The 13,951-nt window shown below is 74.1% G+C and carries 13 protein-coding genes; 4 read left to right on the forward strand and 9 right to left on the reverse strand.

Annotated features, from left to right (window positions below):
* Positions 1–101 precede the first annotated feature (101 nt).
* Positions 102–1,595 carry a protoporphyrinogen oxidase gene (gene hemG / locus AC3IYI_RS30850; RefSeq protein ID WP_489406751.1) on the forward strand — a complete coding sequence of 498 codons (1,494 nt, stop codon included), beginning with the start codon at positions 102–104 and terminating at the stop codon, positions 1,593–1,595.
* Positions 1,596–1,599: 4 nt separating this feature from the next.
* Positions 1,600–2,313 (forward strand): hydrogen peroxide-dependent heme synthase, encoded by a 714-nt coding sequence (gene hemQ / locus AC3IYI_RS30855; RefSeq protein WP_489406752.1) that lies wholly within the window; start codon positions 1,600–1,602, stop codon positions 2,311–2,313.
* A 104-nt stretch (positions 2,314–2,417) separates the two neighbouring features.
* Here hemQ and AC3IYI_RS30860 read toward each other — a convergent pair whose 3' ends face one another.
* From AC3IYI_RS30860 to AC3IYI_RS30880, 5 genes are all read right to left on the reverse strand, one after another.
* Entirely contained in the window at positions 2,418–4,166 is a 1,749-nt protein-coding gene (locus AC3IYI_RS30860) for an alpha/beta hydrolase (protein WP_489406753.1), read from the reverse strand.
* A gap of 80 nt (positions 4,167–4,246) precedes the next feature.
* Positions 4,247–5,032, reverse strand: a complete 786-nt coding sequence (locus AC3IYI_RS30865; RefSeq protein WP_489406754.1) for a TIGR04222 domain-containing membrane protein — start codon at positions 5,030–5,032, stop codon at positions 4,247–4,249.
* Between the two features lie 84 nt (positions 5,033–5,116).
* Positions 5,117–6,193, reverse strand: a complete 1,077-nt coding sequence (locus AC3IYI_RS30870) for a TIGR04222 domain-containing membrane protein (RefSeq protein WP_489406755.1) — start codon at positions 6,191–6,193, stop codon at positions 5,117–5,119.
* On the reverse strand, positions 6,190–7,590 hold the full coding sequence (locus AC3IYI_RS30875) for an MbnB/TglH/ChrH family RiPP precursor modification enzyme (protein ID WP_489406756.1): 1,401 nt from the start codon (positions 7,588–7,590) through the stop codon (positions 6,190–6,192). Before AC3IYI_RS30875 ends, AC3IYI_RS30870 begins: the two co-directional genes overlap by 4 nt.
* A 134-nt stretch (positions 7,591–7,724) precedes the next feature.
* On the reverse strand, positions 7,725–8,474 hold the full coding sequence (locus AC3IYI_RS30880) for a peptidyl-tRNA hydrolase (protein WP_489406757.1): 750 nt from the start codon (positions 8,472–8,474) through the stop codon (positions 7,725–7,727).
* Between the two features lie 71 nt (positions 8,475–8,545).
* Here AC3IYI_RS30880 and AC3IYI_RS30885 point away from each other — a divergent pair, with 71 nt between their 5' ends.
* Both AC3IYI_RS30885 and AC3IYI_RS30890 read left to right on the forward strand, forming a co-directional pair.
* The gene (locus tag AC3IYI_RS30885; RefSeq protein WP_489406758.1) at positions 8,546–9,220 is read left to right on the forward strand and encodes an AIM24 family protein; all 675 of its coding nucleotides are present in this window, start codon (positions 8,546–8,548) and stop codon (positions 9,218–9,220) included.
* A 21-nt stretch (positions 9,221–9,241) separates the two neighbouring features.
* Entirely contained in the window at positions 9,242–9,442 is a 201-nt protein-coding gene (locus tag AC3IYI_RS30890; protein ID WP_243331418.1) for a hypothetical protein, read from the forward strand.
* Positions 9,443–9,476: 34 nt separating this feature from the next.
* Here the strand turns inward: AC3IYI_RS30890 and AC3IYI_RS30895 are convergent, their stop codons facing one another.
* The 4 genes from AC3IYI_RS30895 to AC3IYI_RS30910 form a co-directional block, all read right to left on the reverse strand.
* Positions 9,477–10,415 (reverse strand): polysaccharide deacetylase family protein, encoded by a 939-nt coding sequence (locus AC3IYI_RS30895; protein WP_489406759.1) that lies wholly within the window; start codon positions 10,413–10,415, stop codon positions 9,477–9,479.
* Positions 10,416–10,432: 17 nt separating this feature from the next.
* Positions 10,433–11,356 (reverse strand): PPK2 family polyphosphate kinase, encoded by a 924-nt coding sequence (locus tag AC3IYI_RS30900; RefSeq protein WP_489411740.1) that lies wholly within the window; start codon positions 11,354–11,356, stop codon positions 10,433–10,435.
* 497 nt (positions 11,357–11,853) lie between these two features.
* Complete coding sequence (locus AC3IYI_RS30905; protein WP_489406760.1) at positions 11,854–13,191, reverse strand: alkaline phosphatase PhoX; 1,338 nt, start codon at positions 13,189–13,191, stop codon at positions 11,854–11,856.
* A 310-nt stretch (positions 13,192–13,501) separates the two neighbouring features.
* Positions 13,502–13,933 carry an OsmC family protein gene (locus AC3IYI_RS30910; protein WP_489406761.1) on the reverse strand — a complete coding sequence of 144 codons (432 nt, stop codon included), beginning with the start codon at positions 13,931–13,933 and terminating at the stop codon, positions 13,502–13,504.
* Positions 13,934–13,951 lie beyond the last annotated feature (18 nt).

The raw sequence follows: 13,951 nt of genomic DNA on the forward strand, positions 1-13,951 counted from the left end.
GTCCCGCCCCGGGTTTCGCACGCGCGGTCCCGAGGTGATCCCGAACCGGTCACGGTCAGGCCTCGGCGATCGCCCGATGAGCGGTCTGAGACGATGTGTCCATGCACGAAGCGGACACGCGTACGGACCGGCCGGCCCCCGCCGGTCACGTCGTCGTCATCGGCGGCGGGATCGCGGGCCTCGCGGCGGCCCACCGGCTGCTCGCCGAGGGCCTTCGCGTCACCCTCCTGGAAGCCGGCCCGCGCCTCGGCGGCAAGCTGCGCTCGGGCGAACTGGCCGGTCTGCGCGTGGACCTCGGCGCCGAATCCGTACTCGCCCGCCGCCCCGAAGCACTCGAACTGGCCCGCGCCGTCGGCCTCGGCGAGGCCCTGCAGCCGCCCGCCACCGCCACCGCCCGCCTCTGGACCCGCGGCGTGCTGCGCCCCCTGCCGGGCGGTCACGTCATGGGCGTACCCGGTGACCTGGGCCCGCTCGCCGCCTCCGGGGTGCTCTCCGCCGAGGGCCTGGCCCGCGCTTCGGCCGAAGGCGCGCTCCCGCCCGAGGAGATCGGCGAGGACGTGGCCCTCGGCGAGTACGTCGCCGCCCGCCTGGGCCACGAGGTCGTCGACCGGCTCGTGGAACCCCTCCTCGGCGGGGTCTACGCCGGCAACGCCTACCGCATCTCGATGCGCGCCGCCGTCCCCCAGCTCTTCGAAGCAGCCCGCAGCCACGCCTCCCTCGGCGAGGGCGTACGGGAACTGCAGGCCCGGGCGGCCCGCGCGGGGCAGACCGGTCCCGTCTTCTCCGGCATCGAAGGCGGCATCGGCCGGCTCCCGCTCGCCGTCGCCGAGGCCTGCCGTGCGGCCGGAGCCCGGATCCTCCTCGACAGCCCCGCGCGCGAGCTGACCCGTACCGCCACCGGCTGGCGCGTGGCCGTCGACGCCCCGGGCGGAGCCGAGGCCATCGAGGCCGACGGAGTGGTCGTGGCCGTCCAGGCCGGACCCGCCGCCCGGCTGCTCGACCGGATCGCACCCTCGGCCGCCACCGAGCTGCGCGGCGTCGAGTACGCCTCCATGGCCCTGGTCACGATGGCCCTGCGCCGGTCCGACCTGCCGGCCCAGGTCGCCGCCGGCGGCGCGAGCGGGTTCCTCGTACCGCCCGTGGACGGCCGGACGATCAAGGCTTCGACCTTCTCCAGCAACAAGTGGGCCTGGGCCGGGACCGATCCCGACCTCTTCCTGCTCCGGACCTCCGTCGGCCGCCACGGCGACGAGGGCGACCTGAAGCGCTCCGACGAGGAACTGGTCGAGGTCTCCCTCACCGACCTCGGCCAGGCCGTGGGCCTCGCGCCCACCGTCCGCCCCGTGGCCTCCACCGTCACCCGCTGGGACGGCGGCCTGCCCCAGTACCCCGTCGGCCACCTCGGCCGGGTGGCCCGGATCCGCTCCGCCGTCGAGGCCCTGCCGGGCCTCGCGGTGTGCGGTGCCGTGTACGACGGGGTCGGCATCCCGGCCTGCATCGCGAGCGCGGGCAAGGCCGCCGACGTGGTGATCGCCACGTTGGGCGCCGCTGGGGCACCCCTGGCACCGACCACTGATCAGCACACGGGACAATAGACACATGACTGCACCAGAGAAGATTCCCAACGCGGGGAAGAAGGCGAAGGACCTCAACGAGGTCATCCGCTACACCCTGTGGTCCGTCTTCAAGCTGAAGGACGTGCTCCCCGAGAACCGCGCCGGCTTCGCCGACGAGGTCCAGGAGCTGTTCGACCAGCTGGCCGCCAAGGACATCACCGTCCGCGGCACCTATGACGTCTCCGGCCTGCGCGCCGACGCGGACGTCATGATCTGGTGGCACGCGGAGACCTCCGACGAGCTGCAGACCGCGTACAACCTGTTCCGCCGCACCAAGCTGGGCCGCGCGCTGGAGCCGGTCTGGTCGAACATGGCCCTGCACCGTCCGGCCGAGTTCAACAAGTCCCACATCCCGGCCTTCCTGGCCGACGAGACGCCGCGCGACTACGTCAGCGTCTACCCCTTCGTGCGCAGTTACGACTGGTACCTGCTGCCCGACGAGGACCGCCGCCGCATGCTCAAGGACCACGGCATGATGGCCCGCGGCTACCCCGACGTGCGCGCCAACACCGTCGCCTCCTTCTCGCTCGGCGACTACGAGTGGCTGCTGGCCTTCGAGGCCGACGAGCTGTACCGCATCGTCGACCTCATGCGTCACCTGCGCGCCTCCGAGGCCCGCATGCACGTCCGTGAAGAGGTGCCCTTCTACACCGGGCGCCGCAAGTCCGTCGCCGATCTGGTGGCCGGACTCGCCTAGAGACCTCCCCTGGGGGGAAGGACCGGAGGACCGCTGACCGCGTCCTCCGGGGATCGGGAGGCCCTGCCCCCGAATCGACGCAGCCGGAGATCCCGCCCGGAAGTTCAGACGACTGGCGGCAGCAGTGCCCTGGGGTGCCCCTGGGCGGTCGCTGCCCGGTCGTCCAGCGACACCGGTGCGGGCTCCGGATGCGGCGCACACGTGACACGCCACCCCGAGGTGTCACCTGTCAGCAAGTACCGCTCCACGTGAGCGTCCACGCAGTCATTGCGTCCGCCGACCACTCCGTGGGTACCGGCCCCCTCCTCCGTCACCAGCCCGGCCCGCGGCCCGAGCCGCCGCTGGAGCTCCAGGGCGCCCCCGTAGGGGGTCGCGCCGTCCCGCTCGGCCGCGACGATCAGCGTGCCGGGGAGCGGGGCGTCCGGCCGCGCCCCGACGTCCACCGGCCGCTGCCGCTCGCGCACCGGCCAGAAGGCGCAGGGCAGGTTCAGGAAGGCGTTGGTCCAGGTCTCGAAGGGGGCCGTGCGGGCCAGTTCGGTGTTGTCGCGGTCCCAGGTCTCCCAGTCGGCGGGCCACGGGGCGTCGTTGCACAGGGTCGCCGTGTAGACGGCCGTCGCGTTCTCGCCCTCGACGGCCGCCGCCGGGTCCGGGGCGGCGAGCGCGACGAGCGGGCGCGGATCTCCGCGCAGGAACGCCGCCAGGGCCGCCGCGCGGTTCGGCCAGACCTCGTCGTAGTACGCGGCCCGCAAGTACGCGGAGTGCAGCTGCCCGGTGCCGACCACCCCGCCCGCCGGTTCGCGGGCCAGCGCCGCCCGCACCCGGTCGTAACTCGCCTGCACCGCTTCGGCGGTGGAGCCGAGCCCGTACGCGGCGTGGTGGCGGGCCGCCCAGGCGCGGAAGTCGGCCCAGCGGCGCTCGAAGCCGGGGGCCTGGGCGAGGTTGTTGCGGTACCAGACCTTCCGCGGATCGGGGTCGACGGCAGAGTCGAAGACCATCCGGCGCACATGGCCCGGGTAGAGGGTGGCGTAGACCGCACCGAGGTACGTGCCGTACGAGGCCCCCATGAAGCTCAGCCGGCTCTCGCCGAGCGCGGCGCGCAGCACGTGCAGGTCGCGGACGTTGTTCAGGGTCGTGTACGAGCCGAGGGCCGCCCCGGCCCGCTCGCCGCAGCCGCGGGCGTAGGACCGCGCGGCGGCGATCCGTTCCTCCTTGGCGGCGGCGTCGGGCCGCGCGCCGGCGGCCTCGGCCGGAGCCTGGGCGTACCGCGCCGGGTCCTGGCAGGACAGCGGGCGCCCCGAGCGGCCCACCCCGCGCGGGGCGTAGCCGACGAGGTCGTAGGCGGCCCCGACGCGGCGCCACTCGGGCAGGGGGGCGACGAGCGGGAAGAACAGCCCGTTCCCGCCCGGTCCGCCGGGGTTGTACACGAGCGCCCCCTGCCGGCGGGCCCCGCCCGCGCCGGAGGCGGCGACCCGGCTGACGAGGATCCCGGTCTGCGCCCCGAAGGGCCGGGCGTAGTCGACCGGGACGCGGAGCGTGCCGCACCGCACGTCCGGCCCGAGCCCCTCGGCGACGGGACACGGCCCGAACTCCAGGCCGTCGAAGGCGCCCTGACGGCCCGGCGGCGAAGCCCCTCCCGGGCCCGGGAGCCCCGCCCGCGCCGCGGCGGCAGCGGCCCGCCGGGCCACGAGAGCGGCCCCGGCGGCCTCGGCGGCCGCCCGGGCGTGGGCCAGGCCGGTGGGGCCCGACGGCGACGGTCCCGGGGGAGCGGCCTCGGCGCCGGAGGCCGTCGGCAGCAAAGCGGCCAGCGCCAGGGCGGCCAGCGCGACCGTGGCGGGTACCCGGGGCATGCGCATGGTGGCCTCTCATCTCAACGGACCTTCCGATGAGATCCGGCGGGTGGCCCCCTGTACAGGACCGGCGGCCGGTGTCGCGCTCAATGCCCCCGTTGCCGCGGAATCCGCCCCCGCTTGCCGTACGTGAGTGCCGCCCGCAGCTCCGGTTCGGTGACCGCGCGCAGCCCCCGCAGGGCCACCGCGGTGAGCGAGCCCCGCACGCCCCGCTCCCGGCCCAGCTCCACGAGGAGCCGCCGGCCGGCGGGGGAGGCCCACCCGGAGTGCGCGTGCCCCTCGACGCGGGCTATGGCCAGGCAGCCCAGCGCGAGGATCAGCGGCAGCGAGAACCAGCACAGGATCATCGTGGTCGTGGTCCCCGGATCGGGTACGCACAGCGCGGCCGCCAGCATGCCGAGGACCAGCGCGGTGGCCTGCCGGACCGCCCGGATCCCCGCGTACACCTCCTGCTGGGCCCCGTCGCGCGACGCGAGCCCGGCTTCTGAGAGCCGGTCCGCGAGGGCCCGTACGGCCGGATCCCGCGCCGCGACCGCCCGTACGGAGGTCACCGGCTCCTGTCCGTCCGGCCCGAACGCGCCGAGCACCGAGCACTCGTGCGGATCGCGGCCCACCGGGTCGACCACCGTCGCCCACCCGGTGTACGCGAGCAGCAGCCGCCGCTGACGCTGCATCGACAGCAGCGTCAGCTCGGCCACCCGTTCCGGGCCGCCGGCGAGGTAGGCGGCCTCGTACAGGTTCAGCTCGTCGTGGTGGGGGCGCACGGCGGAGCCCGGCGGGGGCGCCTCCAGCTCGGAGGCGGCCTTCAGGAGGCGGGTGCACGCGATCAGCAGCCCTGCCCAGGCAAGGAGGAGGAACAGGACCCAGAACATGTCCGAGTTCTACAAGATGTGGAACCGGCCGGTACAGGGCTCTGCCGAGGTGTGAGCAGCTCGTGACGGGTCCGTGATGGGCGGTCAGGAACTGCTGCCGCAGCTGGAACTGGACGAACTGCTACAACTCGAACCGCTGGAACTGCTGGAGCAACTCGATCCGCTGGAGCCGCTCGAACAGCTGGATCCGCCCGAGCCGCCGCCTGCGCAACTGCTCCCGGAGGATCCGCAGACCGACCCCGAGGACCCGCAGCCGGATCCGCCCGAACCGCCCGACCCGCCGGACCCGCCGCCGTCGGAACCGGCGCACCAGACGACCGGGACCAGCTCGGCCCCGGACCCCCAGGAGGACCCCGAGCCGCCGGAACGCGTACGGGACTGGGCCGCCGCCAGCCGGGTCCCGCGGGCCGCCGGCACCAACTGCTCGCGCAGGTACGGGTCCCGCAGTCCCCGCAGCCCGAACAGCGAGGTCTGGACGTACGGGCTCGGGTCGGCCCCGTAGTGGGCGCGGATGGCGCGCAGCGCCTCGGCCCCCGCCGGGGTGATCCGCTGCCGGGCGCGGGAGGCGCCGACGGTGCCCACGACGATCCCGCCCAGCAGCACGGGCAACACCTCGGCGATGAACGGCACGCGGACGGACCCGGCCCCCTCCTGGAACACGAAGGCGACGAAGGACAGCGGCAGCGAGAGGAGCAGCACCACCCCGCACACCACGGCCTGGATCACCCCGTGGCGCAGCCAGCGGTGCCGGCCGCCCGGCGTGGCGATCAGCCCGCGGGCGGACAGGGCGTCGCCGGTCTCCTGCACGGCCGGATCCCGCATGGCGGCGTAGCGGATCTGGTACAGCCACCCGGACGGGGCGCCCTGGCAGGCCTGGAGCACGGCCCGCTGCGCGGGGTCGCCGCCCCGCACCCCGGGCCTTGCCTGGACGATGCCGGGCCCGCCGACCAGCATCCGGCCGTCGCAGAGCAGCGAGACGAGCGCGGCGTCCACCACCGCGCCCGGACCGCCGGCCATGAAGGCGGCCTCGGACAGGTCGTGCAGGCGCGGGGCGGGGCCGAGGGTGGGCGGCCGCGACTGCCGCAGGCCGCGCACGAGGACGACGCAGGAGGCGATGACGCCGATCCAGACGGCCACCGCGAGGAAGTCGAAGAAGTTCACGCCGCCCTCCCCACCAGGGCGCGGGCCCAGCGCACGGCCCGGCCCGGTGGCCTGGCCCCGGCCCGGTCCCGCCACCAGAGCGTGAGCCGGCGCCGGGCGGCGGGGTCGGCGGGCAGGTCCCGGACCAGCAGGTGCTCGGCGAAGTCCAGCGCGTCGCGCCGGTATCCGGCGGTCATGGGGCGGCGGCGGGCATAGCCGAGGAAGGCCTCCCGGTACGCGTCCTCCCCGCCCAGGATCCCGGGCAGCTCGGGCGCCAGCTTCGCCACGACCCCGGCCCGCTTGGCCGCGAGCGCCCGCGCCTGTACGCGCATCCGCTGCCGGTCGAACCCCTCGGGCAGGGGCGTCCCGGCAACCAGCGCCGACAACAGGGCGGCCTGCCCGATCCCGACCCGCGTCCGCGTCTGCTCCAGGCCGACGGAGCTCGCGCTGCCCGATCCAGCCCCGAACCCGGCTGTCGATCCAGCCCCGCCGGCGTGTGAGGCGCGGGTCCGGGCGGAGCCCGGCTGGGGGTCCCCCCGGACGGAGTCTGGGGGATGGCGGAAGGGAGGGGAGGGGACGGCCCCCGCAGGGCCGCCGCCCAGCACGCCCCGGATCGCGGCGAGCTCACCCGCCAGCTCGGCGCCGCCGGGAAAGTCGTCGTCCCGTTCCAGCAGCACCCCCGGCGGGTCCACCCGGGAGCGGAGCTCCGCCAGAACATCCAGCACCACCCGCGGCACGGGATGCGCGTGCGTGTCGTGCCACACCCCACCCCGCTCCACGCCCCCGGCGACGTGCACGTACGCCAGCGCCTCCAGCGGGATCCCGTCCAGTACGGCGACCGGATCCTCCCCCCGGTTGACCCGGTTGGTGTGCAGGTTGGCCACGTCGATCAGCAGCCGCACCCCGGTCCGCTCCACGAGCTCCGTCAGGAACTGCCCCTCGGTGAGCTCCTCACCGGGCCACGACACCAGCGCCGCGATGTTCTCCAGCGCGAGCGGCACCGGCAGCGCGTCCTGCGCGATCCGCACGTTCTCGCAGAGCACGTCCAGCGCGTCCCGGGTCCGCGCCACGGGCAGCAGGTGCCCGGCTTCGAGCACCGGTCCCGGCGCCACCGAGGAGGTCCGTACGAAGGCGATGTGCTCGGTGACCAGCGGAGCTCCCAGCGCCACCGCCCGCTCCCCGAGCGCGGCCAGCTTCGCCGGGTCGGGCCGGTCGGCGCCGCCGATGCCCAGCGAGACTCCGTGCGGCACCACGCGGACCCCGCGTTCGAGCAGCCGCTCCAGGGACTCGGGCAGGTGGCCGGGGCAGATGTTCTCCGCCACGACCTCGACCCAGTCCAAGCCCGGGAGGCTTTCCACCGCCCCCGCGATCTCCGGCCGCCAGCCGATGCCCACCCCCAGGTGTGCCATGGGCTTCATGTCCCCTCGCCCCCTCTCATCGGTCCGTGTGCCGATGTCATGGCCCCGACGGAGCCGGGCCAACCGCCCAGGGGGACGTTCAGAGCAACATTTGAGGTTCCCGGCGCGGGCCGCCTTCCGGATGCCGGGACGGCCTAGAGCCGCGCCCGCAGCGCCGGATGGTCCGCGACCACCGTGCACGAGCCGGGCGCGATCTCGGTGAACCCCGCGTCCCGCACCACCGGCAGCCCGCTCCCGGACAGCTCCGTCCACCGCTCGCGCGCGGCCGTCCGTACGGCCAGGCGGAAACCACAGGCCTGCCACAGGCCCCGCTCCGCGTTCGTCAGCTCCCACCACGCCAGCTGTGCCGCGTGCCCGGCCTGGGCCATCGCCTTGCCGGCCGACATGTCCAGGTCCGGGTTGAGCCAGAGCACCGGAATCCCGTCCTCCGCCGGTGCGATCGGCTCCGGGTCGTCCAGGTCGGTGCCCGACACCTGGAGCTTGGCCAGCTCCTTGGGCCAGCCGTCGAGCGGGACCGGCGGGAAGACCCGTACCTCCGAGTCCGCGCCGTGCACCGTGAGGCCCGGCAGGGTGCCGGCCTTGCGCCACTCCGCCCCGCGCGCCCTGCGCACCACCTTGCGGATCCGCGCGTCCTGCCAGTCCCGGACCGCCGCCGCCCACTCGCCCTCGCCGGCCGACCGCTCGTCGGTGAGCAGGACGAGCACCGCGCGGGCGGCCGTCTCCAGGGCGTCGGTCCGGGCCGGCGGCTCCGTCTTCTCGATCCGCACCACCAGCGGGAGGACGTACTGCGGTGCGTCGTCGCGGGCGATCCGCTCCTGTCGGAAGGGGCTGTCGGACCCGACTGCGGGTACCCGGGTGTCATGGCGCGTGTCCTCGGTGCTCATCCGGCCAAGGATGCCAGCATCCACCTCCAGGCTGATGCCCGAGGGGTCCGGGACGGGCGAGGATCGAGGGCATGAAGAGTGACCTTTTCGCGTCCGGGAACCTGGTCGAGGCGTCCGCCATACCCGGGATGACCCTGCAGAACGCCAAATCAGTGAAGTACGCCGTCAACGGTGAGATGCTCGCCCGCCAGGGCTCGATGGTCGCCTTCCGGGGGAACCTGCAGTTCGAGCGCAAGGGGCAGGGCATCGGCGGCATGCTCAAGCGCGCCGTCACGGGCGAGGGCCTCGCGCTGATGTCCGTACGCGGCCAGGGCGAGGCCTGGTTCGCGCACCGGGCGGGCCACTGCTTCATCATCGAGTTCGAGCCCGGCGACGCCCTGACCGTCAACGGCCGCAACGTCCTGTGCTTCGACCCGACCCTCGGCTACGAGATCAAGATGCTCAAGGGCGCCGGCATGACCGGAGGCGGCCTCTTCAACAGCCTCTTCACCGGCACCGGAAAGCTCGCCGTCGTCTGTGACGGGAACCCGATCATCATTCCGGTCACCCCGCAGGCCCCGGTCTTCGTGGACACCGACGCGGTGGTCGGCTGGAGCGCCCGGCTGGAGACGGCACTGCACCGCTCCCAGTCCGTCGGCTCGATGATCCGGGGCGGCTCCGGGGAGGCCGTCCAGCTGAGGCTCAGCGGCGAGGGCTTCGTCATCGTCCGCCCGAGCGAGGCCACCGAGTCGGCCGCCGCCCACTGACCGCGCAGTACGCTCGTACGCATGGACCAGACGGAGCAGCACGCGCCCGACTCCTCGTACTGCCCCGCCCCCGCGGCCCCCGCCGGGCGGGTGGCCGGGCCGCCCTACGCCGACTGCGTGGAGTGCGGGAAACCGACCGAGTACGGGGTCGCGACACCGGGCGTGGTGCTGTGCCCGGTGTGCGAGTGGCAGGACGCCCAGCGCACGGCCTGCTCCGGCTGAGGCCGGAGCAGGGGCCGGAGCAGTGGCCCGCGGGCTACTTCCCGATGAGGTCGGAGACCTTGACGAAGCGGTAGCCGCGCTTGCGCAGTTCCGGGACGATCTTCCGGACGGCCTCCTCGGTGACCGGGGCGGCGCTGCGCGTGCAGTGCATGACCACGACCGAGCCGGGCTTCACCCCGGCCAGGACCTGTTCGGCCACCGGGTCGGGATCCTTGGCGAAGGCGTCCCCGCTGACCACGTCCCACTGGACGGCCGTGACCTTGGCCGTGGAGATGGCCCGCAGCGCCTGGTCGTCGTAGCAGCCGCCGGGGAAGCGGAAGTACGGGACCGTGTTGACCGCGCCCGCCTTGTGGAAGGCCTCGAAGGCCCGGTCCACATCGGCGCGGGCGGCGGCCTCGTCGAGGGTGGGGAGTCCGTAGCAGGGGGACTTGAAGGCGTGGTGGCTGTACGAGTGGTTCGCGATCTCGAAGTTCGGGTCGGTTCCGATGGCCTTCGCCTGGTCCGGGTACTCCTCGGCCCAGCGGCCCGTCATGAACACCGTCGAGGGCACCTTGAGGGTGCGCAGCGTGGAGATCAGCCGAGGGTTGTCGAAGCGCTCGCCGCCCGCCGCGCGCGGCCCCTGATCGGAGGTCATGTCGGCGTCGAAGGTCAGCGCCACCGTCTTGTCGGTGTGCTGCTTCGCGCGGTCGAAGACGGGGGTCAGACCGCCCGGACCGGGAGCCATGGTCGGCGCCTTGCCGGGGGCGCCGGGCTGCGCGGCCACCGGCGGACTGCTCCGGGGGCCGGACTGCGGGGTGGCGGACCCCGCGGTGGAGGGGGAGGCGGAGGCCGGAGCGGAGGGGGCCGCGGAGGCTCCCATCCGGGCCTGGCCGCCGGCGTCCGACGTACCGGTGCCGCCCCCGCACGCGGCGAGGACGGCACTGAGAGCTGCTGCGGCCGCGACGGCAGCCGTCCTGCGCACTGAGATGGTCACATGCGCAAAATATACGACTATGTGGCAAGCAGGCGGGTGCGGCACTCCTCCACGTCGAAGTCACCCTTCGGGTACTGCGGCGCTATGCCCTCCAGATGCTCCAGCAGCAGTTTGCTGATGGCCCAGTTGCGGTACCACTTGCGGTCCGAGGGCACGACGTACCAGGGCGCGGCGTCCGTGGAGCAGCGCTCCAGCGCCAGCTCGTACGCCTGCTGGTACGCGGGCCACATGGAGCGCTCCTCGATGTCGCCCGCGTTGAACTTCCAGTGCTTGTCCGGGTTGTCGAGCCGCTCCAGGAGCCGCTTGCGCTGCTCCTCGTAGCCGATGTGGAGGAAGACCTTCACCACGGTGACGCCGTCGTCGGCGAGGGACTTCTCGAACCGGTTGATCTGCGCGTAGCGGCGGCCCAGCTGACTGCGCGGCACCAGGTCGCGGACGCGGGCGATGAGGACGTCCTCGTAGTGCGAACGGTCGAAGATGCCGATCTCGCCGGGCTGGGGGAGCGCTTTCATGATGCGCCAGAGGAAGGGGTGGTTCTGCTCCTCGGACGTGGGCGCCTTGAAGGCCTTGATCCGGCAGCCGGAGGGGTTGAACAGGCCGACCACGTGCTTGACGGTGCCGCCCTTGCCGCTGGTGTCCATGCCCTGGAGCACGAGCAGGACACGGCGGCGGTCGCCCGCGGTGCTCGCGGCGTAGAGCCGCTCCTGGAGGGAGCCGAGCCGTTCACCCATCCGGGCGGTGGCCGCCACGCCGGCCGCCTTGTCGGTGGGACCGGCCGGGGTCGCTCCCGGGTGGAAGGCTTCGAGGTCGACGCGCTCGCCGGAGGGGACGCGGAGCAGGGGGCTGAGGGGGGTGTCGTACCCGTACTCGTAGCCGTGTCCGTGGCCTCCGGCCCTGCGTGCGCCGCCGCCCTTGGATCCCTTGGAGTTCTCGGCGGAGATGCGGAGCAGCTCGCGGAGGGAGAGGGGCTTGGACTTCGGCTTCCCGCCGGTGGCGGCGGTGGCGGCGGTGGCGCTGCCGGCATCGGGCTCGGCCTTCTTCTCGCCCTTGGCGGGCGCGGCCGGCTCCGCGGGCTCCTCGAGGGCGCCCTTGGGGGCCTTGCGGGCCTTCGGCACCTTGGCGGGCTTCCCGGCCTTGGGAGCCTTCGCCGACTTCGGCGGCTTCCCGGCCGTCCCCGCCTTGGCGGCCTTGGCGGACTTCGAGGCCCCCGCGTTCTCGGCGGCCTTGGCCGCCCCCGCCGCCGCCCCCGTGGGCTTGGTGTCCTTCCCGGACTTCGCCGTCTCCGTCGGCTTCTTGCTGTCCTTCTTGGCCACCGCTACCTACCTCGATCCGTCGACTCCATACGATCCTCCACCACAACGCAGTGGACCGCGACGTGACGAAAGGCCAGGCCAGGCGGGCCGTAAGGCAGTACGGGCGGGCCGTAAGGCAGTACGGGTCATCGCCATGGACCCGTCACCGCGAAGGTGGTTCCGGGCGTGTACGCGTTCACGCACATCGTCCGGGCGTCCGGGGAGAAGGTGACCCCGGCGAACTCGCCCCACTCCGGCGCCCCCGGTTTCCCGATGTCGGCGGCGTTGCGGGCCACCGGGTAGACCTCGCCGCCGGGGGTCACGCCGAAGACGTACTGCGCACCGCCGCCGTCCTCGCACACCATGAGGCCGCCGTCGGGGGCCAGGCAGATGTTGTCCGGGGAGTCGCCGGGCAGCTGGACGTCGGCGGCCGGGCCGAAGACCACGTCCAGCCGGAGCCGCGCGCGCAGCGGGTCGTAGAACCACACCTGGCCGTGGTGGTCGGCGGGGGAGCCCTCGCGGGTGCGGGAGTAGCTGGAGACGAAGTGGACGCCGCCGTCGCCCCAGTAGCAGCCCTCCAGCTTCTGGGCGTGGGTGATCCCGCCGGGGCCGAAGTCCTGGAGCCGGATCGGGGTCCCGGACGCGGAGGGGTCCGGGACGGGGACCCACTCCACCGGGAACTGGGCCCCGGGCTCGTCCACCACCGCCAGGTTCGCCAGTCCGGGGACCCGCAGTGCCTCCAGCCGGCCGCCCGCGCGCAGGGAGCCGAGGCCGCCGAGGGGGCGGGCGGGCAGGAACCGGTAGAAGAGCCCGAAGGGTTCGACGAAGGCGTCCTCGGTCTCGTAGACCACACCGAGGTACGGGTCCACGGCGACGGCCTCGTGCGCGAAGCGGCCCATCGCGGTGAGCGGGACGGCGCCGGAGCGGTGGGGGTCGGCGGGGTCCACCTCGAAGACGTAGCCGTGGTCGCGGGTGTACCCGGCGGTGCCCGCGCGGTCCTCGGTCTCCTCGCAGGACAGCCAGGTGTTCCAGGGAGTACGGCCACCCGCGCAGTTGACGGCGGTGCCGGCGAGGGCGACGCGCTCGGTGGTGACCCGGCCGGCCGGGTCCAGGCCGAGGAGGGTGCAGCCGCCGAGGGCGTACGGGTCGTAGGTGAGCCCCTCGACGGGAGGGACCCGCAGGGCGGCGGTGGCCCGGTTCTCGTGGTTGCGCACCAGCCGGACGCTGCCCCGCCCGGCGTCGAAGGCGGCCATGCCGTCGAAGTTGCCCGGGATGCTGCCCTCGCCCGAACGCAGCGGGTCGCCGGCGCGCGAGAGGACGCGGTACGTGAACCCGGCGGGCAGATCGAGCAGCCCGGCGGGGTCGGTCACGAGCGGGCCGTAGCCGCGGGTGGCGGCGGGGGCGGCGCTGGTGAACAGTGCGGTGAGGGCTCCGCCGAAGGAGATGGTGGCGGCCGCCATCAGACTGCGTCGGCTGAGGGTCATCGGCAACTCCGGGTACGGGGGGCGGTCTTCGACGGGCCCGCCCGTGGTACCACGCCGCCGCGCCGTCCTCGCCGCGCCGCGCGGACCCACCCCCGGCCGGGGGTACGGCAGCCCGCTGCGCGGCGGAGTCCCCTACCCGCCCTTCCACCGTTCCCCGGGGCTGCGCCCCGGACCCCCTGGGGCTCCGCCCCAGACCCCGCGCCTCAAACGCCGGCGGGGCTGGATTTGGCCGCCCGGACCCCCCCGGGGCTCCGCCCCAGAACCCGCGCCTCGAACGCCTGCGGGGCTGGGTTGGGGCGGAGCGCAGGTGCTAGGCCAGCTTTGCGCTGAGGGTGATGGTCGTGCCCGTCAGGGCCTGGCTGACCGGGCAGTTCTTCTTCGCGTCCTCGGCCGCGGCGACGAACGCGTCGTTGTCCAGGCCCGGCACCTCGCCCTCGACGGTGAGGTGGATCCCGGTGATGCCCTTGCCCGGCACGAAGGTGACGGCGGCAGAAGTGGTCAGCTTGGCCGGCGGGTTGCCCGCCTTCGCGAGACCGTTCGAGAAGGCCATGTTGAAGCAGCTCGAGTGCGCGGCGGCGATGAGCTCCTCCGGGCTGGTCCGCCCGTTCGCCTCCGCGTCGGTCCGTGCGGGCCAGGAGACGGGGTAGCTGCCGAGGCCGGAGGAGTCGAGCGTGACCTCGCCCTTGCCCTCGAACAGGTCGCCTTCCCAGACGGCGTGTGCATTGCGGGTGGCGCCAGCCATGGTGGATCCCTTCGCAGA

The organism is Streptomyces sp. GL_148, assembly GCF_057834205.1.

Excerpts from the sequence above, each read along its gene's own strand:
- hemG (WP_489406751.1), top strand. The coding sequence starts at position 102 with ATGCACGAAGCGGACACGCGTACGGACCGGCCGGCCCCCGCCGGTCAC.
- hemQ (WP_489406752.1), top strand. The coding sequence starts at position 1,600 with ATGACTGCACCAGAGAAGATTCCCAACGCGGGGAAGAAGGCGAAGGAC.
- AC3IYI_RS30860 (WP_489406753.1), bottom strand. The coding sequence starts at position 4,166 with ATGCGCATGCCCCGGGTACCCGCCACGGTCGCGCTGGCCGCCCTGGCG.
- AC3IYI_RS30865 (WP_489406754.1), bottom strand. The coding sequence starts at position 5,032 with ATGTTCTGGGTCCTGTTCCTCCTCCTTGCCTGGGCAGGGCTGCTGATC.
- AC3IYI_RS30875 (WP_489406756.1), bottom strand. The coding sequence starts at position 7,590 with ATGAAGCCCATGGCACACCTGGGGGTGGGCATCGGCTGGCGGCCGGAG.
- AC3IYI_RS30880 (WP_489406757.1), bottom strand. The coding sequence starts at position 8,474 with ATGAGCACCGAGGACACGCGCCATGACACCCGGGTACCCGCAGTCGGG.
- AC3IYI_RS30885 (WP_489406758.1), top strand. The coding sequence starts at position 8,546 with ATGAAGAGTGACCTTTTCGCGTCCGGGAACCTGGTCGAGGCGTCCGCC.
- AC3IYI_RS30890 (WP_243331418.1), top strand. The coding sequence starts at position 9,242 with ATGGACCAGACGGAGCAGCACGCGCCCGACTCCTCGTACTGCCCCGCC.
- AC3IYI_RS30905 (WP_489406760.1), bottom strand. The coding sequence starts at position 13,191 with ATGACCCTCAGCCGACGCAGTCTGATGGCGGCCGCCACCATCTCCTTC.
- AC3IYI_RS30910 (WP_489406761.1), bottom strand. The coding sequence starts at position 13,933 with ATGGCTGGCGCCACCCGCAATGCACACGCCGTCTGGGAAGGCGACCTG.